The sequence below is a fragment of the Kitasatospora sp. NPDC008115 genome, from assembly GCF_042957205.1.
Classification (GTDB): domain Bacteria; phylum Actinomycetota; class Actinomycetes; order Streptomycetales; family Streptomycetaceae; genus Kitasatospora.
This window is the reverse complement of the sequence record NZ_JBIBHU010000011.1, coordinates 159,278-183,169: the sequence shown is the minus strand read 5'-3', so window position 1 is coordinate 183,169 and position 23,892 is coordinate 159,278. Positions and strand designations below refer to the sequence as shown.

At 73.1% G+C, this 23,892-nt stretch carries 20 protein-coding genes; 5 read left to right on the top strand and 15 right to left on the bottom strand.

Features of this window, described 5'->3' with window-relative positions:
* Positions 1–195: 195 nt before the first annotated feature.
* The 7 genes from ACFZBX_RS16520 to ACFZBX_RS16490 form a co-directional block, all read right to left on the bottom strand.
* A complete protein-coding gene (locus ACFZBX_RS16520) occupies positions 196–1,029 on the bottom strand; it encodes a shikimate dehydrogenase (RefSeq protein ID WP_391534436.1) in 834 nt (277 codons plus the stop codon).
* A 40-nt stretch (positions 1,030–1,069) separates the two neighbouring features.
* On the bottom strand, positions 1,070–2,950 hold the full coding sequence (mltG, locus tag ACFZBX_RS16515) for an endolytic transglycosylase MltG (RefSeq protein WP_391534435.1): 1,881 nt from the start codon (positions 2,948–2,950) through the stop codon (positions 1,070–1,072).
* A 166-nt stretch (positions 2,951–3,116) separates the two neighbouring features.
* Complete coding sequence (mltG, locus tag ACFZBX_RS16510; RefSeq protein WP_391534434.1) at positions 3,117–4,370, bottom strand: endolytic transglycosylase MltG; 1,254 nt, start codon at positions 4,368–4,370, stop codon at positions 3,117–3,119.
* Between the two features lie 116 nt (positions 4,371–4,486).
* Entirely contained in the window at positions 4,487–4,966 is a 480-nt protein-coding gene (ruvX, locus tag ACFZBX_RS16505; RefSeq protein ID WP_344325577.1) for a Holliday junction resolvase RuvX, read from the bottom strand.
* Positions 4,967–4,982: 16 nt separating this feature from the next.
* On the bottom strand, positions 4,983–7,652 hold the full coding sequence (alaS, locus tag ACFZBX_RS16500; RefSeq protein WP_391534433.1) for an alanine--tRNA ligase: 2,670 nt from the start codon (positions 7,650–7,652) through the stop codon (positions 4,983–4,985).
* Positions 7,652–8,095, bottom strand: a complete 444-nt coding sequence (locus ACFZBX_RS16495) for a DUF6167 family protein (protein WP_391534432.1) — start codon at positions 8,093–8,095, stop codon at positions 7,652–7,654. The genes alaS and ACFZBX_RS16495 overlap by 1 nt, the downstream gene beginning before the upstream one ends.
* Positions 8,096–8,099: 4 nt before the next feature.
* The gene (locus ACFZBX_RS16490; protein ID WP_391534431.1) at positions 8,100–8,576 is read right to left on the bottom strand and encodes a DUF948 domain-containing protein; all 477 of its coding nucleotides are present in this window, start codon (positions 8,574–8,576) and stop codon (positions 8,100–8,102) included.
* A gap of 248 nt (positions 8,577–8,824) precedes the next feature.
* On the opposite strand from ACFZBX_RS16490, the gene ACFZBX_RS16485 reads away from it, so the two are divergent.
* Together ACFZBX_RS16485 and ACFZBX_RS16480 are read left to right on the top strand one after the other, a co-directional pair.
* A complete protein-coding gene (locus tag ACFZBX_RS16485) occupies positions 8,825–11,056 on the top strand; it encodes an ATP-binding protein (protein ID WP_391534430.1) in 2,232 nt (743 codons plus the stop codon).
* 108 nt (positions 11,057–11,164) lie between these two features.
* Entirely contained in the window at positions 11,165–11,458 is a 294-nt protein-coding gene (locus ACFZBX_RS16480; RefSeq protein WP_391534496.1) for a tetratricopeptide repeat protein, read from the top strand.
* Between the two features lie 94 nt (positions 11,459–11,552).
* Here ACFZBX_RS16480 and rpsD read toward each other — a convergent pair whose 3' ends face one another.
* The 4 genes from rpsD to ppk2 all read right to left on the bottom strand — a co-directional run bounded on the left by rpsD (position 11,553) and on the right by ppk2 (position 15,619).
* The gene (gene rpsD / locus ACFZBX_RS16475; protein ID WP_350570297.1) at positions 11,553–12,167 is read right to left on the bottom strand and encodes a 30S ribosomal protein S4; all 615 of its coding nucleotides are present in this window, start codon (positions 12,165–12,167) and stop codon (positions 11,553–11,555) included.
* Positions 12,168–12,475: 308 nt separating this feature from the next.
* The gene (locus ACFZBX_RS16470; RefSeq protein WP_391534429.1) at positions 12,476–13,873 is read right to left on the bottom strand and encodes a replication-associated recombination protein A; all 1,398 of its coding nucleotides are present in this window, start codon (positions 13,871–13,873) and stop codon (positions 12,476–12,478) included.
* 188 nt (positions 13,874–14,061) lie between these two features.
* Entirely contained in the window at positions 14,062–14,673 is a 612-nt protein-coding gene (locus tag ACFZBX_RS16465; protein ID WP_391534428.1) for a hypothetical protein, read from the bottom strand.
* Between the two features lie 160 nt (positions 14,674–14,833).
* Entirely contained in the window at positions 14,834–15,619 is a 786-nt protein-coding gene (ppk2, locus tag ACFZBX_RS16460) for a polyphosphate kinase 2 (RefSeq protein WP_391534495.1), read from the bottom strand.
* Between the two features lie 273 nt (positions 15,620–15,892).
* On the opposite strand from ppk2, the gene ACFZBX_RS16455 reads away from it, so the two are divergent.
* Positions 15,893–16,828, top strand: coding sequence for a LysR family transcriptional regulator (locus ACFZBX_RS16455; protein WP_391534427.1), 936 nt, complete (start codon positions 15,893–15,895; stop codon positions 16,826–16,828).
* A gap of 39 nt (positions 16,829–16,867) precedes the next feature.
* Here ACFZBX_RS16455 and ACFZBX_RS16450 read toward each other — a convergent pair whose 3' ends face one another.
* The 4 genes from ACFZBX_RS16450 to ACFZBX_RS16435 form a co-directional block, all read right to left on the bottom strand.
* Positions 16,868–17,374 carry a GNAT family N-acetyltransferase gene (locus ACFZBX_RS16450; protein ID WP_391534426.1) on the bottom strand — a complete coding sequence of 169 codons (507 nt, stop codon included), beginning with the start codon at positions 17,372–17,374 and terminating at the stop codon, positions 16,868–16,870.
* A gap of 102 nt (positions 17,375–17,476) precedes the next feature.
* Entirely contained in the window at positions 17,477–19,267 is a 1,791-nt protein-coding gene (gene aspS, locus ACFZBX_RS16445) for an aspartate--tRNA ligase (protein ID WP_391534425.1), read from the bottom strand.
* A complete protein-coding gene (hisS, locus tag ACFZBX_RS16440; protein WP_391534424.1) occupies positions 19,264–20,526 on the bottom strand; it encodes a histidine--tRNA ligase in 1,263 nt (420 codons plus the stop codon). Before hisS ends, aspS begins: the two co-directional genes overlap by 4 nt.
* An 11-nt stretch (positions 20,527–20,537) precedes the next feature.
* The gene (locus ACFZBX_RS16435) at positions 20,538–21,245 is read right to left on the bottom strand and encodes an MBL fold metallo-hydrolase (RefSeq protein WP_391534423.1); all 708 of its coding nucleotides are present in this window, start codon (positions 21,243–21,245) and stop codon (positions 20,538–20,540) included.
* Between the two features lie 280 nt (positions 21,246–21,525).
* Here ACFZBX_RS16435 and ACFZBX_RS16430 point away from each other — a divergent pair, with 280 nt between their 5' ends.
* Together ACFZBX_RS16430 and ACFZBX_RS16425 are read left to right on the top strand one after the other, a co-directional pair.
* Positions 21,526–22,356 carry a peptidylprolyl isomerase gene (locus ACFZBX_RS16430; protein ID WP_391534422.1) on the top strand — a complete coding sequence of 277 codons (831 nt, stop codon included), beginning with the start codon at positions 21,526–21,528 and terminating at the stop codon, positions 22,354–22,356.
* A 262-nt stretch (positions 22,357–22,618) separates the two neighbouring features.
* The gene (locus ACFZBX_RS16425; RefSeq protein ID WP_391534421.1) at positions 22,619–23,848 is read left to right on the top strand and encodes a DUF349 domain-containing protein; all 1,230 of its coding nucleotides are present in this window, start codon (positions 22,619–22,621) and stop codon (positions 23,846–23,848) included.
* Positions 23,849–23,892: the final 44 nt, after the last annotated feature.

The following is a 23,892-nucleotide window of genomic DNA, read 5'->3' as shown; positions in this document are numbered from 1 at the left end:
CCGGAGGGCTTCCGGGACGCTCCCGGAGCGCCCTAGGGCGCGTCTTGTGGATCTTGTCGGATCAGGCCGCGGCGTTGGGGTGCGTGCATCGCAAGGCGGAGGAGGGAGCCACTGCGGAGCATTGGCGACCGACGACAACGCGGCGAGGTGCGTGCCCCGGCGCCGCGGACCCGGCAAAGATCCGCAAGACACGCCCTAGCCCGCCGCCGCCAGCGCGCCCTCGCCGGCGGCGCGGATCGCCGCGAGCGGGCCGGGAGCGCGCCCGGTGAACAGCTCGCTCTGCAACACCGCCTGGTGCACCAGCAGGTCGAGCCCGCCCAGCACGGTGGCCCCGCGCTCGGCGCAGGCCCCGGCCAGCTTGGTCGGCCACGGGTGGTACAGCACGTCGAAGAGCGCGCCCGGCTCGGCGGTGAGTCCGTCGGCGAAGCCGTCGGTCGCCCCGGCCGGGGTGGTGGCCACGGTGAGCGGGTGGCTCAGCGCCTCGGCGCCGCGCGCCCAGTCGGCGGTGCGCACGGACACGCCCAGCCGCTCCCCGAGCTCCGCCATCTCCCGGGCCCGCTCGGGGCTGCGGACGTAGACGGTGACCTCGCGGGCCCCGAGCCGGGCCAGCGCGGCCAGCGCCGAGGAGGCGGTCGCCCCGGCGCCGAGCACCGCGGCGGCCGGCACCTCGGTGACGCCCCGCTCGCGCAGCGCGTTGACCAGGCCCGGCACGTCGGTGTTGTGCCCGACCCGGCGCCCGTCGGCGGTGAACACCAGGGTGTTGACCGCCTCGACGGACCGGGCGGTCGCGCTCACCTCGTCGAGCAGCGGGATGACCGCCCGCTTGAGCGGCATGGTGAGCGAGCAGCCCGCCCACTCGGCCTCGTCCAGGCCGGCGACGAAGCCGGGCAGCGCGGCCTCGTCCACCTCGAAGCGGTCGTAGCGCCAGCCGTCCAGACCGAGCGCCGCGAAGGCGGCCCGGTGCAGGGCGGGCGACAGCGAATGGGCGATCGGCGAGCCGAGGACGGCGGCCCGGTGCTTGCTGGTCACGCTGGTGTTCTCTCCCAACACGCCCCGGTGGGGGCGGTCGTCACTTGGTGGTGCAGTGCACGGCGACCGGGTCGAACTTCTGGCCGGCCGCGGTGCAGTACGCCTTGACGTTGGCGGCGTGCTCCGTGTCCGTCTCCGCGAACAGGGTCTGGGTCGGCGACATCGCGATGAAGTACAGCCACTTGCCGTCCGCCGGGTTGAGCGTCGCCTTGAGCGCGTCGTCGCCCGGGTTGGAGATCGGTCCCGGCGGCAGGCCCGCGTTGATGTAGGTGTTGTACGGGTTGGACCCGTCGTTGATCTGCGCCCGGTTCAGGTCCTTGGTCCCCAGCGCGTACTGCAGCGTGGTGTCCATGCCCAGCTTGCCGTTGACCTTGCCCTTGTCGGCCAGCCGGTTCTGGATGGTCTTCGCCATCTTGGCGAAGTCCTCCTTGTTGTTGCCCTCGGCCTGGAGGATGCTCGCCTCGATGACCACCTCGTAGCCGGACTTGAGGCCGATTCTCGCCGCCTCCGCGTCCAGGGCCGCGTAGCGCTCCGTCGCGTTCTTGACCATCTGCTTGAGCAGGTCCTCGGGCTTCATGCCCTCGGTGATCGAGTAGCGGGTCGGCCAGAGGAAGCCCTCGATGTTGCCGTTGGCGTACGCGGGCAGGCCGAGGTTGTTGACCTGCTCCTTGGCGACGTTGGCGGTGGTGCCCTTGGGCAGGCCCAGCCGCTCGTCGATCTTGACGTAGGTGGCGGCGGAGGTCAGGCCCTCCCGGATGATCAGCTTCTCGCCGCCGTTGGCCTCCACCAGGAACTCCACCGCGCCCACGGCGGACATCTCCGTCGGCATGCTGTAGGTGCCCGGCTGGATGGTGGTGCACTTGACGTTCTTGTCGCAGGCGTTGGTGAAGGCGTCGACGCTCTTGACCACGCCGGCCTGCTTCAGCGCCAGGCCCATCTGGGTGCCCGCCGCGCCCTGCTTGATCTCCACCTTGACCGAGCCGGAGCCCGGGCCGGGGAAGTCCGGCGGGGGGCCGAAGTGGTCCTTGTAGAAGCCGTAGCCCCAGTAGCCGGCGCCGCCCATGGCGCCGAGCAGCACCAGGGCGACCACCAGGCAAGCGCCGCCGTTGCGCCGGCCCGACTTCTTGCCCTTCTCCTTGCGCTTCTTCTTGGCCTCGCGGGAGTCGTCCTCCTCGCCGAGGAAGCCGCCCTGCCCGTCGTCGCGCGCGCCGTCCCCGTGGTACTCGTCCTCGGCGTACTCGCCTTCGTGGCCGTCCCACTCGTCCTCGGCGTGCTCACCGCCGTCGGTGCCCGCGGCCCGGCCGGCGCCGGCCTCCAGCGCGGCGGCCTCCGCCTCCCAGTCGATGCCGTCCGGCCCGGGGCCGGAGGGCTGCTCGGCGGCCGGCCGCTCCTGCCGCGGCGGGACGCCCTGCGGCGGACCCTGCGGCGGAACGCCCTGCTGGGGCATCTGCTGCTGCGGGTAGCCCTGCTGCTGACCGCCGTACTGCTGCTGACCCTGACCGCCCTGCGGGAAACCCTGCCGGCCCCCCATGCCCTGCTGGGGGTAACCCTGCCCGCCCATGTCCTGCTGCTGGCCACCCATGCCCTGCTGCGGAAAACCCTGCTGCTGGGGGTACCCCTGCTGGGGCATCTGCTGCTGCGGGTAGCCCTGCTGCTGACCGCCGTACTGCTGCTGACCCTGACCGCCCTGCGGGAAACCCTGCCGGCCCCCCATGCCCTGGTCCATGCCCTGCTGGTCCATGCTCTGCTGGGGCATCTGCTGCTGGGGGTAGCCCTGCTGACCGCCGTACTGCTGCTGGGGGTGCTGCTGCCACTGGCCGTCCTGCTGGCCGGGGACCGGCTGCTGACCGCCGTAGCCGGGGTCTCCCGGATTCCACGGCTCGGAGCCCTGGGGGCCGTAGCCCCGACCCAGATCGGTCATTGATCCCCTTATACCGACGGAGACAACCGGAGGATCGGCCCGGTCGCCCGGGACGGCGTCCCGGCTGCTTGTCGAACCGGCGTGCTAGCGCAACACCTGGACGGAGACGCTACCGTACCGCAGTCGGCCACCAGGCCGGACCGCCCGCCCGAGCCCCGAGGGCACCCTACGGCGCCCCCGGTGAGGCCGGGTCCGGAGCGGACGCGGACGGGGACGCGGAGGCGGAGGCCGCGGCGCTCGCCGACGCCGAGGCGCTCGCCGCCGCCCGGTTGGCGTTGAACTCCGCGACGTTCTTCTGCTGCACCTCGAAGCTGTCGGTGAACCGGGTGTCCCCCGGTTTCACGGTCACGAAGTAGAGCCAGTCCCCGGGCGCCGGGTCCACCGCCGCCATGATCGCCTGCCGCCCCGGGTTGGAGATCGGCGTCGGCGGCAGCCCCGCGTGCTTGTAGGTGTTGTACGGGGAGTCGAGCCGGGTGTCGGTGACGCTGGTGTTCAGCGTGGAACGCCCCATCGCGTAGTTGATGGTGGAGTCCAGTTGCAGCGGCATGTTCCTGGCCAGCCGGTTGTAGATCACCCGCGCGACCTTGCCCATGTCCTCGACGTTGTCGGCCTCGGCCTGCACCATGCTGGCGATGGTCACCAGCCCGTACAGGGTCTGCCCGAAGTTGGTCGCGACGACCTCCGCGTCGTCCCGGAGGAACTCCTTCCCGGCCCGCTCGACCATCTGCTTCAGCAGGTCGACGGCGGTGGTGTCGTCGGTGACCGCGTAGGTCGCGGGGAACAGATAGCCCTCCAGGTTGCCGCCGACGTTCTCCGGCAGGCCCAGCTCGGCGATCTGCTCCTTGGCCGTCTGCTCCGTGGTGCCCGCCGGGAGCTGGAGCTTCTTGTCGATCGCCGCGTAGATCTGGCTGCCGCGCCACCCCTCGGGGATGGTCAGGCCGTTGGCGTTGGCCGGGTCGATCAGCACGGCGAGCGCCGCGGCCGCCGACATCTTCAGCCGCATGGTGTAGGTGCCGGGCTGGATCCGCCCGGCCGCCGCCGCGCTGCCCCTGGCGGCCCTGGTGAAGGCGAGCGAGCTGGCCACCACGCCGTTGCGCACCAGCGCCGAGGCGATCTGGCTGAGGCCGGCGCCCTCCGGCACCGACACCTGCACCGAGCCGGACCCGCCGCCCGGGTAGTCGGCGGCGGCCGGCGGCTTGCGCTGCCCCTGGATCCAGGTGAACCCGGCCAGCCCGATCCCGCCGAACACCGCGATCAGCGACAGCGCGGTCAGCAGGCAGGCCAGTCCGGTACGCCGTCGGTGTGGATCGGGCGCATCGGGGCGCGGGGCGGGCGCGCCCGGCGGACGGCCCTCCGGTTCGGTGACCGGCGCACCGAGGTGGCCCGGGCTCAGACCGGGTGTGAGGTCCAGATCGGTCACGGCGGGCGTCCCCTCGGCGGTCCGCGCGGCGGGCGGCGCGGCACGACGGCAACGGCGGAGGGGCCCGTGCGGACGCGTCCGCACGGGCCCCTCCTCGGGACGTTAGAACAGGCCGGTCAGCCCGCCGCCTCGACGCTCTCACCCGGCGGGCGTCCGCTCACCCGTTCGGACTCAAGCGCGGTCTGCAGGATCACCACCGCGGCGGCCTGGTCGACCACCGAGCGGCCCTTCTTGGCCTTGACCCCCGAGGCGCGCAGCCCGTGGGTCGCGGTGACCGTCGACATCCGCTCGTCGACCAGCCGCACCGGCACCGGCCAGAGCCGGTTCGCCAGCCGGGCCGCGTAGCCGCGGACCTTCTCCGCCGCCGGGCCCTCCTTGCCGCTGAGCGAGCGCGGCAGCCCGACGATCACCTCGATCGCGCCGTACTCCTCGACGATCGCGGCGATCCGGGCCTGCGACTTCACACCGGCCGGAACGGTCTCCACCGGGGTGGCGAGCACCCCGTCGGGGTCACAGGACGCGACCCCGATCCGGGCGTCCCCGACGTCGACGGCGATCCGCCGCCCGCGCCGGAAGGGCTTCTCCTCGAACTCCATCAGAACCCGGGCCCCATCAGGAGGCGCGCTCCGCGACCAGGCCGCGCACCGCGGCGACGGCCGCGTCGATCGCGGCCGGGTTGGTGCCGCCGCCCTGGGCGACGTCGTCCTTGCCGCCACCGCCGCCGCCGAGGGTCTTGGCGGCGGTGCGGACCAGCTCGCCGGCCTTGATGCCGCGGCCGCGGGCGTCCTCGTTGGTGGCGATCACGGTCAGCGGGCGGTCGCCCGCCACGGTGAAGGTGGCGACCACGGCCGGGCGGGAGCCGAGGCGCCCGCGCACGTCCAGGACCAGCTTGCGCAGCTCGTCGGCGCCGGTGCCGTCGGCGACCCGGGCGGCCACCACGGCGATGCCGTGCACGTCCTCGGCCGAGTCGGCCAGGCCCGCGGCGGCCGCGAGCACCTTCTCGGCGCGGAAGCGCTCGATCTCCTTCTCGGCGTCCTTGAGCTTGGCGAGCATGCCGGAGATCTTCTCCGGCAGCTCCTCCGGGCGGCCCTTGACCAGCTCGGTCAGCTGGGCGACCACGGTGTGCTCACGGGCCAGGAAGCGGTACGCGTCGGCGCCGACCAGGGCCTCCACGCGGCGCACGCCGGAGCCGATCGAGGACTCGCCGAGCAGCTTCACCAGGCCCAGCTGGGCGGTGTTGCCGACGTGCGTGCCACCGCACAGCTCCTTGGAGAAGTCGCCGATGGTCACGACCCGGACCTCGTCGCCGTACTTCTCGCCGAACATCGCGATGGCGCCGGCCTTGCGGGCCTGGTCCATCGTCATGACCTCGGCGGTGACCTCCAGCTCACGGGTCAGCACGTCGTTGATCTTCTGCTCGACGTCGGTCAGCACGCTGCCGGGCACGGCGGCGGGCGAGCCGAAGTCGAAGCGGAAGCGGCCCGGGGCGTTCTCCGAACCGGCCTGGGCGGCCGTCGGGCCGAGCGCGTCGCGCAGCGCCTGGTGGGTCAGGTGGGTGGCCGAGTGGGCGCGGGCGATCGCCCGGCGGCGCTCCACGTCGATGGTGGCGTACGCGGAGGAGCCGAGCACGACCTCGCCGAACAGCACGCCGCCGGAGTGCACGATCACGCCCGGGACGGGCTGCTGCACGTCGCGGATCTCGACCACCGCGCCGGAGTCCAGCCGGATCCGGCCGTGGTCGGCGAGCTGGCCGCCGCCCTCGGCGTAGAACGGGGTGCGGTCGAGGATCAGCTCGACCTCGTCGCCCTCGGTGGCGGCCGGCGCCGGGACGCCGTTCACCAGCAGGCCGACCACGGTGGCCTCGCCCTCGGTGAGGGTGTAGCCGGTGAAGACGCTGGCGCCCGACTTGTCGGCGACCTCGCGGTACGCGGCGACATCGGCGTGGCCCATCTTCTTGGCCTTGGCGTCCGCCTTGGCGCGGTCCCGCTGCTCCTGCATCAGGCGGCGGAAGCCGGCCTCGTCGACCTGGAGGCCCTGCTCCTCGGCCATCTCCAGGGTCAGGTCGATCGGGAAGCCGTAGGTGTCGTGCAGCTTGAAGGCCTGGTCGCCGGAGAGCACCGCGCCGCCGGCCTGCTTGGTCTCGGTGACCGCGGCGTCCAGCAGGTTGGTGCCGGCCTTCAGGGTCTGCAGGAAGGCCGCCTCCTCGCCGACGACGACCGTCTCGATGCGCTTGCGGTCGGTCTCCAGCTCCGGGTACTGCGGGGCCATCGCCTTGATCGCGATGTCGGTGAGGTCCTTGGCGACCACCCCGGTGGCGCCCAGCAGGCGCATGTTGCGGATGGCGCGGCGCAGGATGCGGCGCAGCACGTAGCCGCGGCCCTCGTTGCCGGGGGTGACGCCGTCGCCGATCAGCATCAGCGCGGTGCGGATGTGGTCGGTGACCACGCGCAGCGAGACGTCGGCCTTGTGGTCGGCGCCGTAGGTGTGACCGGTCAGCTCTGCGGCCCGGTCCAGGATCATCCGGCTGGTGTCGATCTCGAAGAGGTTGTCGACGCCCTGGAGGATGGCGGCCAGGCGCTCCAGGCCGAGGCCGGTGTCGATGTTCTTGCTCGGCAGGTCGCCGAGGATCTCGAAACCGTCCTTGCCGTCGCCGTGGCCGCGCTCGTACTGCATGAAGACCAGGTTCCAGATCTCCAGGTAGCGCTCGCCGTTGACGGCCGGGCCGCCCTCCTCGCCGTACGCGGGGCCGCGGTCGTAGTTGATCTCCGAGCACGGGCCGCACGGGCCGGGGACGCCCATCGACCAGAAGTTGTCCTTCATGCCGAGGCGCTGGATCCGCTCGGCGGGCACGCCGATGACCTCGCGCCAGATCTGCTCGGCCTCGTCGTCGTCCTGGTAGACGGTGATCCAGAGCTTCTCCTTCTCCAGGCCGTAGCCACCGTCCGCGACGGGCGTGGTGAGCAGCTCCCACGCGAACTTGATGGCTCCTTCCTTGAAGTAGTCACCGAAGGAGAAGTTGCCGCACATCTGGAAGAAGGAGCCGTGCCGGGTGGTCTTCCCGACCTCCTCGATGTCCAGGGTGCGCACGCACTTCTGGACGCTGGTGGCGCGCGAGAACTGCGGCTTGACCTCGCCCAGGAAGTACGGCTTGAACGGGACCATGCCGGCGTTGACGAGCAGCAGGGTGGGGTCGTCGGCGACCAGGGACGCCGACGGAACGACGGTGTGGCCGCGCTCCTCGAAGAAGCGCAGCCAGCGGCGGCGGATCTCTGCCGACTCCATTAGTGGTCCTTCCGGTTGGTGCCGCCCCGCGGCGGAAGCGCGCGCCGGGGCGTTTTCTCGATGGCTTGGGGGGTGGTGCGGGCGTCGTCGGGCGACGACGCGCGGGCGCTGCTGGACGGAGGCAGGGCGGCGGCCGGGCTCCCGGGCGCCGCCGAGATAGCTCGGTACTGGGGCTCGCCGCGCAGGACCCCGCGGCGGCGCGGCTCGACGACGGCGGTGCCGTCCAGTCCGAGGTCCTCGCGCAGCTGCCCCTCGCGCTCGTCCATCCCGGCCCGCACGTCCTGGGCGAACTGCTTGGCCAGGTCGCCCAGGTGGAGGGCGCCGCGGGCGGCGGTGCCGGAGAGGCTGTCCGGGGTGAGCCGGTGCACGGCCTCGTTGGCCTTGTTCATGGCCCAGACGGTGGCTCCGGCGCCGACCGCCATCCAGAAGATGCGTCGCACCATGCCGTCAGCCCCTCACCGCGCGCCGGACCCGGGAGAGCAGACCGCTCCTGGGCGCGGTCGCGGCCCGCACCTCGGCCCGGATCAACCGGGCCAGCTCCTCGCGCTCGGCGGGCTGGGCCGGCAGCGACACGCCGCCCTGCTGCTTGGCGACGGCCTTGCGCACGCCGTAGCTGAACGCCGCGACCTTGACCAGCGGGCCGCCCAGGGTGGCCGCGACGGTGGAGGAGAGCGCGTTGGCGTTGGCCGCCGCGTCCTGCACATTGGCGGTGATCTCGTCCACCCGCTCCAGCTGCTCGTTGGCGCTGCGCACGGCGGCGCCGGCGTCAGTCAGCAGCGGGACGGCCTGCTCGGTGACGGCGGAGACCAGGACGGTGGCCTCCTTGAGCACCCGCGACAGCCGGACCAGCACGACGGCGAGCAGGGTGACCAGGACCGCCCAGAACACGGCGACGAGCAGGCCGGCCAGCTCTCCCACGGACACCTTTGCGCGCTCCCTCGCCTTGCGTTCCCTCAGGGCATACACGCCCTAGGGAACCCTATCGCGACCGCACGGACTTTCCGGACCGGGTTTCCCGCGCGGGGCGCGCGGCGATCCGACCGGGTGTGCGATGCGCGCGCGTAACCTACCCGCCGGTCACCTCGTTCTGCCAGGCAGGCCGCCACCCACGCGGCCCAGACGGACGGACGCCCGGGCCGGCCTGGCCCGGGCCTCGAAGCGGGGAGCAGGGTTTGGACGGGGAATCGACACCACGGCCGGACCGGCCGGTGCCGGGGCGGCTCCCGGCGGAGGTCACCAGCTTCGTCGGCCGGCGGCGGGAGCTGACCGAACTGGCCCTGCTGCTGGCCGGGCACCGGCTGGTGACGGTCACCGGCCCCGGCGGCGTCGGCAAGAGCCGGCTGGCGCTGCGGGCGGCGGCCCGGGCCGCGGGGGCGTTCCCGGACGGCGGCTGGCTGGTCGAGCTGGCGCCGGTGCGGGACGGGCGGCTGCTCGGGCACGCCGTGCTGGAGGCGCTGCGGCTGACCGACGGCACCGCGCGGGCCCCGCTCGAGGTGCTGGCCGAGCAGCTGGCCGGGCGCCGGCTGCTGCTGGTGCTGGACGGCTGCGAGCACCTGGCGGAGGCCTGCGCCGAGCTGGCCGTGGCGCTGCTGCGGGCCGTGCCGGGGCTGCGGGTGCTGGCCACCAGCCGGGTGGCGCTGCGCACGGCCGGCGAGCACCTGCTGACCCTGGCCCCGCTGTCGGCCGGGCCCGTGGAACCCGACGGCCCGACGGCCGTCCTGCCGGACGCGGTGCGGCTGTTCGCCGACCGGGCCCGGGCGGTGCTGCCGTCCTTCGAGGTCACCGCCGCGAACGCCGGGGCGATCGCCCGGCTGTGCCGCCGGCTGGACGGCATCCCGCTGGCCGTGGAGCTGGCCGCCGGGCGGCTGCGGGCGCTGTCGGTGGAACAGATCGGCGCCCGGCTGGACGACCGGTTCCGGCTGCTGACCGGCGGCGACCCGGCGGCCCTGCCGCGCCACCGGACGCTGCGCACGGCCATCGGCTGGAGCCATGAGCTCTGCACAATGCAGGAACGTTTACTCTGGGCCCGCCTCGCCGTCTTCGCCGGCGACTTCGACCTGGACGCGGCCGAGTACGTCTGCACCGGCGAGGGCGTCGACCCGGACGAACTGCTCGACCACCTCACCGAACTCGTCGCCAAGTCCGTCGTCCTGCGCGTGGGGGCACCTCCCGGCCGCCAGGCCGACGGAGAGTCCCCCCACGGCGTGCGGTTCCGGCTGCTGGACACCGTCCGCGAGTACGGGCTGCAGTGGCTGCGGGCGGGCGGCGAGGAGCCCCGGCTGCTGCGCCGGCACCGGGACTGGTACCTGGGCGTGGCCACCTGGGGCGAGGTCGAATGGTTCGGCCCCCGCCAGGCGGAGACCGCCGAACGCACCGCGCTGGCGCACGCCGACCTGCGGGCCGCCCTGGAGTTCAGCCTGGCCGAGCCCGGCGAGGAGCAGATCGCCCTGCTGATGGCCGGCACCCTCTGGTTCTACTGGGTCGGCTGCGGCCACCTCGGCGAGGGCCGGTACTGGCTGGAGCGGGCGCTGGCACTCGACGCCGAACCCACCGAGGCCCGCGCCAAGGCCCTCTGGGTGACCGGCTACACCGCCACCCTCCAGGGCGACCTGGCGGCCGCCCGGCCCGCCCTGGAGGAGTGCCGCCACCAGGCGCTCACCACCGGCGACGACCGGGCGCTGGCCTACGCCGTGCACCGGCAGGGCTGCGCCGCGCTGATCGACGACGAGCCGGCCCGCGCCACCGAACTGTTCGAGGAGGCGCTCTGGCACTACCGCGCCGTCGGCGAGCTCAACAGCAACGTGCTGATGGCGATGTTCGAACTCGCCCTCGCCCACCTCTTCCAGGGCGACCGGGAGAGCGGCGGGCTCTGGCTCGGCCAGGTCCGCGAGCTGTGCGAGGAGCACGGCGAGCAGTGGGCGTACGCGTACGGGCTCTACGCGCTGGCGTACTCGCACTGGCTGAACGGCGAGATCCGCCCGGCCCGGACGCTGGCCCGGGAGAGCGTGCGGCTCAACCACCTCTTCAACGACCTACTGGGGATCGTGCTGGCGATCGACCTGCTGGCGCTGCTGGAGACCGAGCCGGCCGGCCCCGGGCAGCCGGGCGACCTGCGCGAGGCCCGGGTGCTGCAGGGCGCCGCGCACCGGATCTGGCGCGCGGTCGGCAAGCCGTTCTTCGGCTCCCGCACCTTCAACGGCCCGCACCGGGCCTGCGAGGAGCGCGCCGTCGCCGGGCTGACCGAGCAGGAGTTCACCGACTTCTTCGCCACCGGCACCCGGCTCGGCCTGGACGCCGCCGTGCACCGGGCGCTGGGCGGCGACGGCCGCCCGGACGGTCCGGGCCGCAGGCCCGGACCCGGACCGCTGCCGCCGGCGCCCCGGCCCTCCCCCGTGGGGCGCTGAGGGGCGCCGGGCGGGGCCGGGAATAGTTGAATCTTGTCCATTGCTGGAGCGGGCGGAACCACCGTACGGAAGGAGCCCACCGTGGCCAACATCGCCGACGAGTACCGCATGGCGAACTTCTACTTCGAGTCCAAGGCGTACACCGACGCCGCCCGGATGCTCGAAGGCGTGCTCGCCGAGGAGCCGGCCAACCTGTCGGTCCGGCTGCTGCTGGCCCGCAGCTACTTCCACTCCGCCCAGCTGCGCAAGGCCGAGGCCGAGCTGCGCCGGGTCCTGGAGGCCGACCCGACCGAGGACTACGCCCGCCTGATGCTCGGCCGCACCCTGGAGCGCCAGGGCCGCGCCGAGGAGGCCCGCCCGCACCTGCGGCTCGCCTCCGCCATGACCGGCGAGTCGTACTGACCCCGCTCCACCGGAGCCGGGAAAAGGGGCGAGCCCCCGTCGCCACGAGGGCGACGGGGGCTCGCTGGGTACCGCAGGTGATACCGCTCGCGGGTCAGCGCGAGTAGTACTCGACGACGAGCTGCTCGTCGCAGATCACCGGGACCTCCTTGCGCTGCGGCGCGCGGTCCAGGCGGAAGGCCAGGGCCTTCAGGTTGACCTCGAGGTACTTCGGGGTCTGGCCCTCGCCCGCGTTGCCACCCTCACGGGCGACCTGGAACGGGACCTTCTCCTTGCTGCGCTCGCGGACGGTGACCACGAAGCCCGGCTTCATCTGGTACGACGGCTTGTTGACCTTGCCGCCGTTGACCTCGATGTGGCCGTGGACGACCATCTGACGGGCCTGGTAGATGGTGCGGGCGATGCCCGAACGCAGGACCAGGGCGTCGAGGCGGGTCTCCAGCTCGGCGACGAGCGCCTCACCGGTCTTGCCCTCGGCCTTCTTCGCGCGGTCGAACGCGCGCGCCATCTGCTTCTCGCTCAGGTCGTACTGAGCGCGCAGACGCTGCTTCTCGACCAGACGGACCTTGTAGTCCGAGTTCTGCTTGCGACCACGGCCGTGCTGGCCGGGCGGGTACGGGCGGGCCTCGAAGTACTTGACGGACTTCGGGGTCAGCGGCACGCCGAGCGCACGCGCGATCTTGACCTTGGGACGCTTCTGGTTCGCCATGAACCAAACCTTCCTTGCTTACGAATACGGCTTCACCAGGTGTTGACGGAGGTCGCATGTCGCGGCCCGGAGAAAACCCCACCGCCCGGGGGCAGTGCGATCAGCCGCTCTCCGGAGCCGGGCACGAGATGTGCTTGTCACACGGATCGAACCGGAAACCGGGTCACCCGCGACACCGAGACGGTGCACGACGCTCCTGGGTCCCCGTAAGGGGACCGTCACCGTTCTCCCGCTGGTGTGGCCGGTCGGTCAGGGTCTCCCCTGCCGCCGTCCCGGGACACGGCACTCCGCACGAGTATACCGGCCGATCACTCGGCCTTTGACCCGGGCTTCCCGCCGCCCTTCGGCTCCCGCTTCGGCTCCCCCCGCAGGCGCGCCCTGGTCCACTCCACCGCGTCCGCGTAGCGGGCCTCGCCGCCGTGGCGGGTCGGCTGGTAGTACACCTTGCCGTGCACCGTGTCCGGCGCGTACTGCTGGGCCGCGATGCCCTCCGGCAGGTCGTGCGGGTAGCGGTACCCCTTGCCGTGCCCCAGCTTGCCCGCGCCGCCGTAGTGCGCGTCCCGCAGGGCCGGCGGCACCGGCCCGGCCAGCCCCTGCCGGACGTCCGCGAGCGCCGCGTCGATCGCCAGGTAGGCCGCGTTGGACTTGGGCGCCAGGGCGAGCGCGATGGCCGCCTGGGAGAGGATGATCCGCGCCTCCGGGAAGCCGATCAGCGCCACCGCCTGGGCCGCCGACACCGCCGTCTGCAGCGCCGTCGGATCGGCCAGGCCGACGTCCTCGCTGGCCGAGATCATCAGCCGCCGGGCGATGAACCGCGGGTCCTCCCCCGCCTCGATCATCCGGGCCAGGTAGTGCAGCGTGGCATCCACGTCGCTGCCCCGGATCGACTTGATCAGCGCGCTGGCCACGTCGTAGTGCTGGTCGCCGTCCCGGTCGTAGCGGACCGCCGCGTGGTTGACGGCGGTCTCGGTGGTGGCCAGCGTGATGCTCGCCTCGCCCTTCTCCAGCGCCGCGCCGGCCGCCGCCTCCAGCGTGGTGAGCGCCTTGCGGGCGTCGCCGCCGGCCAGCCGCACCAGGTGGTCCTCGGCCTCGGCGCTCAGCTCGACCGCGCCCTCCAGGCCTCGCTCGTCGGCGACCGCGCGGCGCAGCAGCGCCCGGACGTCGTCGTCGGTCAGCGACTCCAGGGTGAGCAGCAGCGAGCGGGACAGCAGCGGGGAGATCACCGAGAAGTACGGGTTCTCGGTGGTCGCGGCGATCAGGGTGACCCAGCGGTTCTCCACGGCGGGCAGCAGGGAGTCCTGCTGGGCCTTGGAGAAGCGGTGGATCTCGTCGAGGAAGAGCACCGTCTCCCGGCCGGTCATGCCGACCGCGCGGCGGGCGCCGTCGATGACCGCGCGCACCTCCTTGACCCCGGCGGTGATCGCGGACAGCTCGACGAACCGGCCCTCCACCGCCTGGCTGATGACGTGCGCGAGCGTGGTCTTGCCGGTGCCGGGCGGGCCCCAGAGGATCACCGAACTGGTCGCCGCCGGGCCGCGCGCGCCCGCGACCAGCCGGCGCAGCGGCGAGCCGTCCTTGAGCAGCTGCCGCTGGCCGGCCACCTCGTCGAGGGTGCGCGGACGCATCCGCACGGCGAGCGGCGCCCGGCCGGGCTCCTTGCTCTGGCGTTCCTCGGCGGCGGCGGTGAAGAGGTCCGGTTCGTCCACACCGGAAGCCTATGCGAGCCCGCCGACAGCCCCGCGGTCCCGGGGTCCGGCTTCGAACCCCCGTCGTCCGCCCGCAGGGCGGACCGGGCGGCGTCCGGGTGCGTGCATCGCAAGGCGGAGGTGGGGGCACCTCCCGGCCGCCAGGCCGGGGGCGCACCGCCCGGCAGGCGGGGGTTCGAAGACGGGGCCTACGACTCCCGGACGTCCAGCAGTACCGTCTCGAACTCCTCCAGCGAGCGCAGGGTCAGCCCGCCGGCCGAGACGCCCCGGGCACGGATCTCCGCGGCGGGGCCGCGGGAGGCGTCCAGGGCGGCCCGGTCGGCGAACAGGATTCCCACCGAGCCGCGCTCGTCCTCGGCGTTCAGCAGCATCGAGCCGCCGAGGCAGCCGTCGAGCCGCCGCTGGGCCGGCAGGCCGTCCTCCCGGAAGCGGGCGGCGATCCGCTCGGCGTCCGCCCCCGCGAAGTCGAACCGCGCCAGCCGGAACCACGACCCCGATGCGACCGCCGCCGCCTGGGCCACCTCGGCGGCCTCCCAGACGTCGACGGCCGCCGTCCCGGCGAACGGGGCCAGCAGCTCGTCGCGCCGCCGGCGCAGGTGCTCGGCGCTGTCCCGCTCGTCCTGCCGGGTCGCCCACCACGAGCCCATCGTGAGGACGCCGAGCCCCCGGTTCGCGAACAGCCCGTAGCCGACGTAGCCGGGCCTCGCCGAGAGCAGGCCGACCGCCTCGGCACGGAGGCCGTCGAGCGCCCGGTCGATCAGCGCGGGATCGCCGGTGAAGTAGCCGGTGCGAACGAACATGGGCGGTCTCCTGACCTCGTCCGGGCGCCCCGGGGCGCCGGGGCCGTCCCGAGCACCTCCATCGGACGGCCGGGCGGCGGTGGCGGCAACGCCGCACGGCCGTTCGGAGGAGGCCCGGCACGGCCCCGGCACGGCCCCGGCACGGCCCCGGGGCGGGCCGCTACGCGCCGAGGCCCGCCGCATGGTCCGGGACGTACCGCTGGAGGTCCCGCGGCGGCCGCTGGTAGCCGCGCGAGGCCGGGCGCTCCGGCAGCTCGATCGTCGGCGGCTTCACCTCGCGGTACGGGACGGTGGAGAGCAGGTGGGCGATCATGTTGATCCGGGCCCGCCGCTTGTCGTCGCTCTCCACCACGTGCCACGGCGACTCGGGGGTGTCGGTGTGCAGGAACATCTCGTCCTTGGCCCGCGAGTAGTCCTCCCAGCGGGTGATCGACTCGACGTCCATCGGCGAGAGCTTCCAGCGCTTCATCGGGTCCTCCAGCCGGTCCTGGAAGCGCCGCTGCTGCTCGGTGTCGCTGACCGAGAACCAGTACTTGCGCAGCAGCACACCGGACTCGGTGAGCATCCGCTCGAAGGTCGGGCACTGCTGGAGGAACTGCCAGTACTCCTCCTCGGTGCAGAAGCCCATCACCTTCTCCACCCCGGCGCGGTTGTACCAGCTGCGGTCGAACAGCACGATCTCCCCGGCGGCGGGCAGGTGCTCGACGTAGCGCTGGAAGTACCACTGGGTGCGCTGCCGCTCGGTGGGCGCGGGCAGGGCGGCGACCCGGGCGATGCGCGGGTTCAGAAACTCCGTCACCCGCTTGATCGCGCCGCCCTTGCCGGCCGCGTCGCGCCCCTCGAAGACCACCACCAGCCGGGCGCCCTCGGCGCGCACCCATTCCTGGAGCTTCACCAGCTCCTGCTGGAGCCGCAGCAGTTCCTGCTCGTAGGGCTTCTTCGCCAGGCGCTCGCCCGGACCGCTCCGCCGGTCCGCCGCGTTCCGCCCGCGCTGGGCCTTCGCTGCCACCCGGGTGCCTCCGTTCGATGGGGTGCTGATGACCCTTCACCGTACGTCCTGGCACGGGTTCCCGCAGGTCCGGGGGGTTCCGGCCGGGCAGCGGCGGCCCCCTGAACCGCCGCTGCCCGGCTCCCCCGTCAACCGGTCCGAAGACCGAACGATCAACCATGACCCAGACCTGCCGGACGGGTCCAATTTCCGGTTCCATAACCTTGGGGCATGGATGTCGACACCCGCCTGCTGCGCAGCTTCGCCGCGGTCTGCGAGGAGGGCCAGCTGACCGCGGCGGCGGCCCGGCTGTTCGTCTCCCAGCCGACGCTGACCAAGCAGATCCGTCAGCTGGAGAGCCTGCTCGGGGTGGAGCTGTTCGAACGGTCGCGGCGCGGCATGGCCCCCACCCGGGCCGGCTGGGCGCTGGCCGCGCACGCCGGGCCGCTGCTGGCCGACTGGGATGAGGCGCTGCGCGCCACCCGGGCGGCCGCGGCGGACCAGGGCTCGACGCTGCGGGTGGGGTTCGAGGGCGGCATCATCAACCTGATGACCCGGCGCACGGTGGCGGACTTCACCCGCCGGATGCCGGGCTGGCAGGTGGAGCTGCGGCAGAACAACTGGTTCGACCCGACCTCGGGCCTGGCCGCCGGGGAGATAGACCTGACGCTCTGGCACGCGCCGCCGTCGATCTCCGAGCGGTACAACGTGGCCGTGCTGGGCGAGGAGGCGCGCTGCGCGGCGCTGCCGGCCGGGCACCGGCTGGCCGCCCGTGCGGTGATCGACTTCGAGGAGCTGCTCGACGAGCCCTTCGTGGCGATCCCGCACGAGGCCGGGCACTGGCGCGACTACTGGCTGGCGGTCCGGGAGCGGGGCGGGCGACCTGTGCGGATCGGCGCGGTGGCGCACAACACCGACGAGTGGCTGGCCGCGGTGGTGTGCGGCCAGGGCGTCGGTTTCGCCCCGGAGACGATGAGCCGGCTGGCACCGCGCGAGGATGTCGCGTACCGGCCGGTGCGAGGGTTGAGCCCGAGCCAGGTCGGGCTGTACTGGCCGAAGGACCGGGAGCCGACGCCCGCCATGACCGCGTTCGTGCGCAGCTGCCGCGCCACGATAGGCCTCGGCGGGAAGCCGGCCCGGCCGGCCCGGACGGCACCGTCGATCTGACGGGCTCGGGCGGACTGGCGGGCTTGGGCGGACTGGCGGCTAGACCGCCTCGAAGGGCTCGGGGTAGTGGCACAGGCCCCGCGGGGAGCCGTCGTAGGCGGGCAGCGCGAGCGCCTGGAAGTACCCCTCGGGCACCTCGAACGGGCCGCTGACCTCGTGCCCCTGGGCGGGGACGAAGCCGAAGCGGCCGTAGTAGTCGGGATCGCCGAGCACGATGACCAGCTTCTCGCCGGCGCCCTCAGCCGCCGTCAGCGCGGCCCTGACCACCAGCTCGCCGACGCCCTTGCGCTGCCACTCGGGGGCGACGGCGACCGGCGCGAGCGCCAGCCCCTTGCCCTCGCCGACCCGCAGCCGGGTGAGCAGCGCGTGGCCCACCACCAGCCCGGAGTCGTCGACCGCCACCAGCGACAGGTCCGGCAGCCAGGCCGGGTCGCGGCGCAGCGCGTCGACCAGGTCGGCCTCGTCGGGGCCGGGGAAGGCGGCCATGTGGACACGTCTGGTGGCGGGGGCGTCCTCGGGACACTCGATCCTGGTACTGACCTTCACAGCGGGACCCTCTCTCTGTCGCACACCGTTGTGGACCGGCCCCGGACAGCGGAAATGCCGTCCGAGGCCGTGAAAGGTTAGCCGATGTCGGCCGACGGGGTGTCAGGCCTTCGGCTGGCCCTCGGACTTGCCGTCCTCGCGGACCTTCGGCTGGGCGTCGACGCCGGCCTCGCGCCGCTGCGCCGGGGTGATCGGGGTGGGCGCACCGGTCAGCGGGTCGCCGCCGGTGGAGGTCTTCGGGAAGGCGATGACGTCCCGGATGGTGTCGTACCCGCCGAGCAGGGTGACGATCCGGTCCAGGCCGAAGGCGACGCCGCCGTGCGGCGGCGGGCCGTAGTTGAAGGCGTCCAGCAGGAAGCCGAACTGCGAGGCGGCCTCCTCCTCGGACAGGCCGATCGCGTCGAACGCCCGCTTCTGCACGTCCCGCTGGTGGATACGGATCGAACCACCGCCCAGCTCGGAGCCGTTGAGCACCAGGTCGTAGGCGTTGGACAGGGCGCTGCCCGGGTCGGTGTCGAAGGTGGCCAGCGACTGGGCGGTGGGGGCGGTGAAGGGGTGGTGCACGGCGTGCCAGCCCTGGAACGCGCCCTTGTCGTCCTCGATCGGCTCGAACATCGGGAAGTCGACGACCCACAGGAACGCCCACTGGGACTCGTCGATCAGCTCGCAGCGGCGGCCGATCTCCAGGCGGGCGGCGCCGAGCAGCTCCTGGGAGGCGCGCTCCTTGCCGGCCGCGAAGAAGATCGCGTCGCCGTTCTTAGCACCGGCGGCGGCGGCCAGGCCGGCCAGGTGCTCCTCGGAGAGGTTCTTGGCGACGGGGCCGCGCAGCTCGCCGGTCTCGGCGTCGATGAGCACGTAGGCGAGGCCGCGGGCGCCGCGCGCCTTGGCCCAGTCCTGCCAGGCGTCGAGCTGCTTGCGCGGCTGCGAGGCGCCGCCGGGCATGACCACGGCGCCGACGTACGGGGCCTGGAAGACCCGGAAGTCGGTGCCCTTGAAGTACGCGGTGAGGTCGGTGAGCTCCTGGCCGAAGCGGACGTCCGGCTTGTCCGAGCCGTAGCGGCCCATGGCGTCGGCGTAGGTCATCCGCGGCAGCGGGTCGGGGATCTCGTAGCCGTGGACCTCGCGCCAGATGGCGCCGATGATCTTCTCGCCGAGGGCCAGGATGTCCTCCTGGTCGACGAAGGAGGCCTCGATGTCCAGCTGGGTGAACTCCGGCTGGCGGTCGGCGCGGAAGTCCTCGTCGCGGAAGCAGCGGGCGATCTGGTAGTAGCGCTCCATGCCGGCCACCATCAGCAGCTGCTTGAACAGCTGGGGCGACTGCGGCAGGGCGTACCAGTGGCCGGGCTGGAGGCGGACCGGGACGAGGAAGTCGCGGGCGCCCTCGGGGGTGGAGCGGGTGAGGTACGGCGTCTCGATGTCGAGGTAGTCGTTCTCCTCCATCACCCGGCGGATGATGTTGTTGACCTTGGAGCGCAGGCGCAGGCCCTTGGCGGGGCCCTCGCGGCGCAGGTCGAGGTAGCGGTAGCGCAGGCGCACCTCCTCGTTGACCGTGCCGGGCTCGTACTCGGCGACCGGGAAGGGCAGCGGCGCGGCCTCGGAGAGCACCTCGATCGCGCTGACCACGACCTCGACGGCGCCGGTCGGGATGTCCGGGTTCTCGTTGCCCTCGGGCCGCACGCGGACGTCGCCGACCACCTTGACGCAGTACTCGGCGCGCAGGCCGTGCACCGAGTCGAGGTCGCGGACCACGATCTGCACGGTGCCGGAGGCGTCGCGCAGGTCGATGAAGGCCACGCCGCCGTGGTCGCGGCGGCGGGCGACCCAGCCGGCCAGGGTGACGGTGGTGCCTGCGTGCTCCGGGCGGAGCGTGCCCGCGTCGTGCGTGCGGATCACAGCTGCTTCTCCTTCAGGGTGGTGACGAGTGCGTCGAGGGCGACGGGGTTCTGCTCGCCGGTGGTGAGGTCCTTGAGCTGGACGACGCCCTCGGCGAGGTCGCGGTCCCCGGCGACGAGGGCGAAGCGGGCGCCGGAACGGTCCGCGGACTTCATGGCGTTCTTGATGCTCTTGACGCCGAAGGCGAGGTCGGTGGCGACGCCGGCCCGGCGCAGCTCGACCACCTTGGCGAACAGGACGTTCTTGGCCTCCTCGCCGAGCGCGACGGCGTAGACGGAGGTGGCGGCCGGCAGGTCGAGGGTGACGCCCTCGGCCTCCAGGGCCAGGTAGGTGCGGTCCACGCCGAGCGCCCAGCCGACCGAGGGCAGCGCCGGGCCGCCGATCATCTCGGACAGGCCGTCGTAGCGGCCGCCGCCGCCGATCGCGGACTGGGCGCCGAGGCCGTTGTGCACGAACTCGAAGGTGGTGCGGGTGTAGTAGTCGAGGCCGCGGACCAGCTTGGGGTCGTCGACGAAGTCGACGCCGTTGGCGGTGAGCAGCTCGCGGACCTTCTCGTCGTAGGCCTTGCAGTCCTCGCAGAGGTAGTCGCGCAGCTTCGGGGCGCCGCCGAGCTGGGCCTGCACCGACTCGCGCTTGTCGTCGAGCACCCGCAGCGGGTTGATCCCGGCGCGCCGGCGGGTGTCCTCGTCGAGGTCGAGGCCGGCCAGGAACTCGACCAGGGCGGCGCGGTAGACCGGGCGGCACTGCTTGTCGCCGAGGCTGTTGAGCAGCAGGCGGTAGTCGCTCAGGCCGAGCGCGCGGAAGGCGTCGTCGGCCAGGATGATCAGCTCGGCGTCCAGCGCCGGGTCCTCGGCGCCGATCGCCTCCGCGCCGACCTGCGAGAACTGGCGGTAGCGGCCCTTCTGGGCGCGCTCGTAGCGGTAGTAGGAGCCGGAGTACCAGAGCTTGACCGGCAGGTTGCCCTGCTTGTGCAGGTTGGCCTGGAGGGCCGCGCGCAGCACGGAGGCGGTGCCCTCGGGACGCAGCGCGAGCTCGTCGCCGCCCTTGGTGGTGAGGGTGTACATCTCCTTGGTGACGATGTCGGTCGACTCGCCGACGCCCCGGGAGAACAGCTTGACGTCCTCGAAGACCGGGGTCTCGATGTACCCGTAGCCGGCCCGGCGGGCCGGTGCGGCGATCGCCTCGCGGACCGCCAGGAAGGTCGCCGAGCTGGGCGGCAGCAGGTCGTAGGTGCCCTTGGGGGCGGTGAAGGTGCTCAACTTCTCTTCCGTCACATTCCTCGTCGCGGGAAGGCCGGGGCGCCGGCCGCCCCCGCTGCCTGCCTGAGGTAGGGGTTGGTGGCGCGCTCGCGGCCGATGGTGGTCTGTCCGCCGTGGCCGGAGAGGACCACGGTGGCGTCGTCGAGGGGCAGGCACACCCGGGCCAGCGAGCGCATGATCGCCGCGCTGTCCCCGCCCGGGAGGTCGGTTCGCCCTATGGAGCCGGCGAAGAGCAGGTCGCCCGAGAAGAGCACCGGGGGAAGGTCCTCGGCGCCGGGCGTCCGGAACGTCACCGACCCCCCGGTATGGCCGGGGGCGTGGTCGACGGTGAGGGACAGGCCGGCCAGCTCCAGCACGCTGCCGTCGGTGAGCTCGCGCACGTCGTCGGGTTCGCCGACGGTCAGCTCCCCCATCAGCTGGGTGCCCAGGGAGCGGCCGAGCGCCCGCTCCGGGTCGCTCATCATGTACCGGTCCTCGGGGTGGATCCAGGCCGGGACGCCCTTGGCGCCGCAGACCGGGACCACGGAGGCGACGTGGTCGATGTGGCCGTGGGTGAGCAGCACGGCGACCGGCTTGAGCCGGTGCTCGCGGACCATCTCCTCGACGCCGGCGGCGGCCTGGTGGCCCGGGTCGACGATGACGCACTCCTCGCCCGCCGCCGGCGCGACCAGGTAGCAGTTGGTGCCCCAGGCTCCAGCGGGGAATCCGGCGATGAACACGCGCGTCCTTCGGTGTCGGTCTTCGGGTCCTCGGCGTCGGTCGGCTTGGCGGCCTCGGCTGCGGCTACGAACTGTGATGTAGGGGCAGCCTACCGGCGGTGCGGGTCCGGTTGCGAACCAGATGGGCGTGACAGGTTCACTTCGAGCAGAACGGTTCACCCCGTTCTTACGGTCGCGGTCCCTACACTTGGCCGCCGATGGGTGCGATGATCCGCATCGGCGTCGCACACAGACGAAGCCCCCACATCCGCGATCAGCACATCCGTAGGAGACAGAGCCGGTGGTCAGCAGCGAACAGCGACGGCGGCAGCTCGCCCGGGACAAGTACGAGCGCCAGATGGAGCGCCGGGTCGCGGCGGCGGCCGCCCGCAAGCGGCGCAACACGATCCTCGGCGCCGCGCTCGCCGTGGTCGTGCTGGCCGGTGGCGGCACCCTCTTCGCGACCGGCGCGTTCGACTCGGACGACAAGAAGGACGGCACCACCGCGCAGGCCGCGCCGACCCCCACCGAGCCCAGCGTGCCGACCCGCAAGCCGGTCGAGGGCTGCGGCGAGGCCGCCGCCGGCACCCCGAACGGCAAGCAGTGGCAGGCCGAGCCGGCGATGACCGTGGACGCCAAGGCCACCTACGCCGTGACCATGGACACCAACTGCGGCAAGGTGACGCTGTCGCTGGACGCCGCCAAGGCGCCGCACACGGTGAACTCCTTCGCCTTCCTGGCCGGCGAGCAGTACTTCGACCACACCAAGTGCCACCGCCTCACCACCGACGGCATCTTCGTGCTGCAGTGCGGCGACCCGACCGCCAGCGCCACCGCCCCGGGCGGCACCGGCGGCCCCGGCTACAAGTTCGCCGACGAGAACCTCACCGGCGCCACCTACCCGGCCGGCACCGTGGCGATGGCCAACGCCGGCCCGGGCACCAACGGCAGCCAGTTCTTCCTGGTCTACAAGGACACCGAGCTGCCGCCGAACTACACCCCGTTCGGCAAGATCACCGGCGGCCTGGACGTGGTCCAGAAGATCGCCGCCGCGGGCACCCTGGAGGGCGGCACGGACGGCCACCCGATGGCCGACGTCACCCTCAACTCGGTGACCGCCGCCAAGGGTTGACCCGCTCCGGGGCCGCCCTGACGCGCCACCGCGGCGCTCCGGGGCGGCCCCGGCCCGAAATCGCCCGGCCCGGATGCGGACAGCACCGGTCCTGGTCGCCTATGTTGGCGTTGTGTAGGGTGCCCAGACCCGCCGGCCGTCACCCTCGGCAGCAAGACACGGCGGACGGGGACGGCGGACTCATCGGTCCGCCGCACATCAACTGTGGACGACGGACGCGTACCGCCCCGGCGCGGGCGCGACGTCATGTGGAGGACGCGCTATGAGCAGCGACCCGTGGGGCCGTGTGGACGAGCAGGGCACGGTCTACGTCAGGACGGCCGACGGCGAACGCGTCGTGGGTTCCTGGCAGGCCGGCTCGCCCGAGGAGGCGCTCGCCTACTTCGAGCGCAAGTACCAGGGCATCGAGGTGGAGATCGGCCTGCTGGAGAAGCGGGTGCGCACCACCGACCTGGCCGCGAAGGACGCCCAGGCCGCCCTGGAGCACCTGCGCGAGCAGGTCACCGAGGGGCACGCGGTGGGCGACCTGGCGGCGCTGGCCCAGCGGCTGGACGCGCTCGCCGGCGAGATCGAGAGCCGTCGCGAGGAGCGCAAGGCCGCCCGGGCCAAGGCCCAGGACGAGACCCGCGCCGCCAAGGAGGCGCTGGTCGCCGAGGCCGAGCAGCTCGCCGAGTCCACCCAGTGGCGGGAGGCCGGCGACCGGCTGCGCGCCCTGGTGGACACCTGGAAGGGCCTGCCCCGTCTGGACCGCAAGAGCGACGACGAGCTGTGGCACCGCTTCTCGCACGCCCGCTCGGTCTTCTCCAAGCACCGCAAGTCGCACTTCGCGGCGCTGGACGCCGAGCGCGAGCAGGCCCGGCTCACCAAGGAGCAGCTGGTCTCCGAGGCCGAGGCGCTCTCCTCCTCGACCGAGTGGGGCGACACCGCGGCCCGCTACCGCGACCTGATGGCGCGCTGGAAGGCCGCCGGCCGCGCCCAGCGCGACATCGAGGACGAGCTGTGGGCGCGGTTCCGCGGCGCCCAGGACGTCTTCTTCCAGGCGCGCTCCGCGGTGTTCAGCGAGCGTGACGCCGAGCAGGTCGCCAACCAGAAGCTCAAGGAGGCGCTGGCGGCCGAGGCCGAGACGATCCTGCCGATCACCGACCTGAAGGCGGCCAAGGCGGCGCTGCGCGAGGTGAACGAGCGCTGGGAGGCGATCGGCCACGTTCCGCGCGACGTCCGCCCGAAGCTGGACGGCCGGCTGAACGCGGTCGAGCGGGCCATCCGCGAGGCCGAGGACGCCGAGTGGAAGCGCTCCAACCCGGAGGCCAAGGCCCGCGCGGCCGGCATGGTCGGGCTGTTCCAGGCCAAGGCCGACAAGCTGCGCACCGACCTGGACAAGGCCCGCGCGGCCGGCAACGCCTCCAAGACGGCGAAGCTGGAGTCGGAGCTGGCCGGCGTCCAGGAGCTGCTGGAGCAGGCGCACCGCAGCCAGGAGGAGTTCAGCGGCTGATCCCGCCCGCGGACGACACGCGAAAGGGCCCCCGGGGAGCGCTC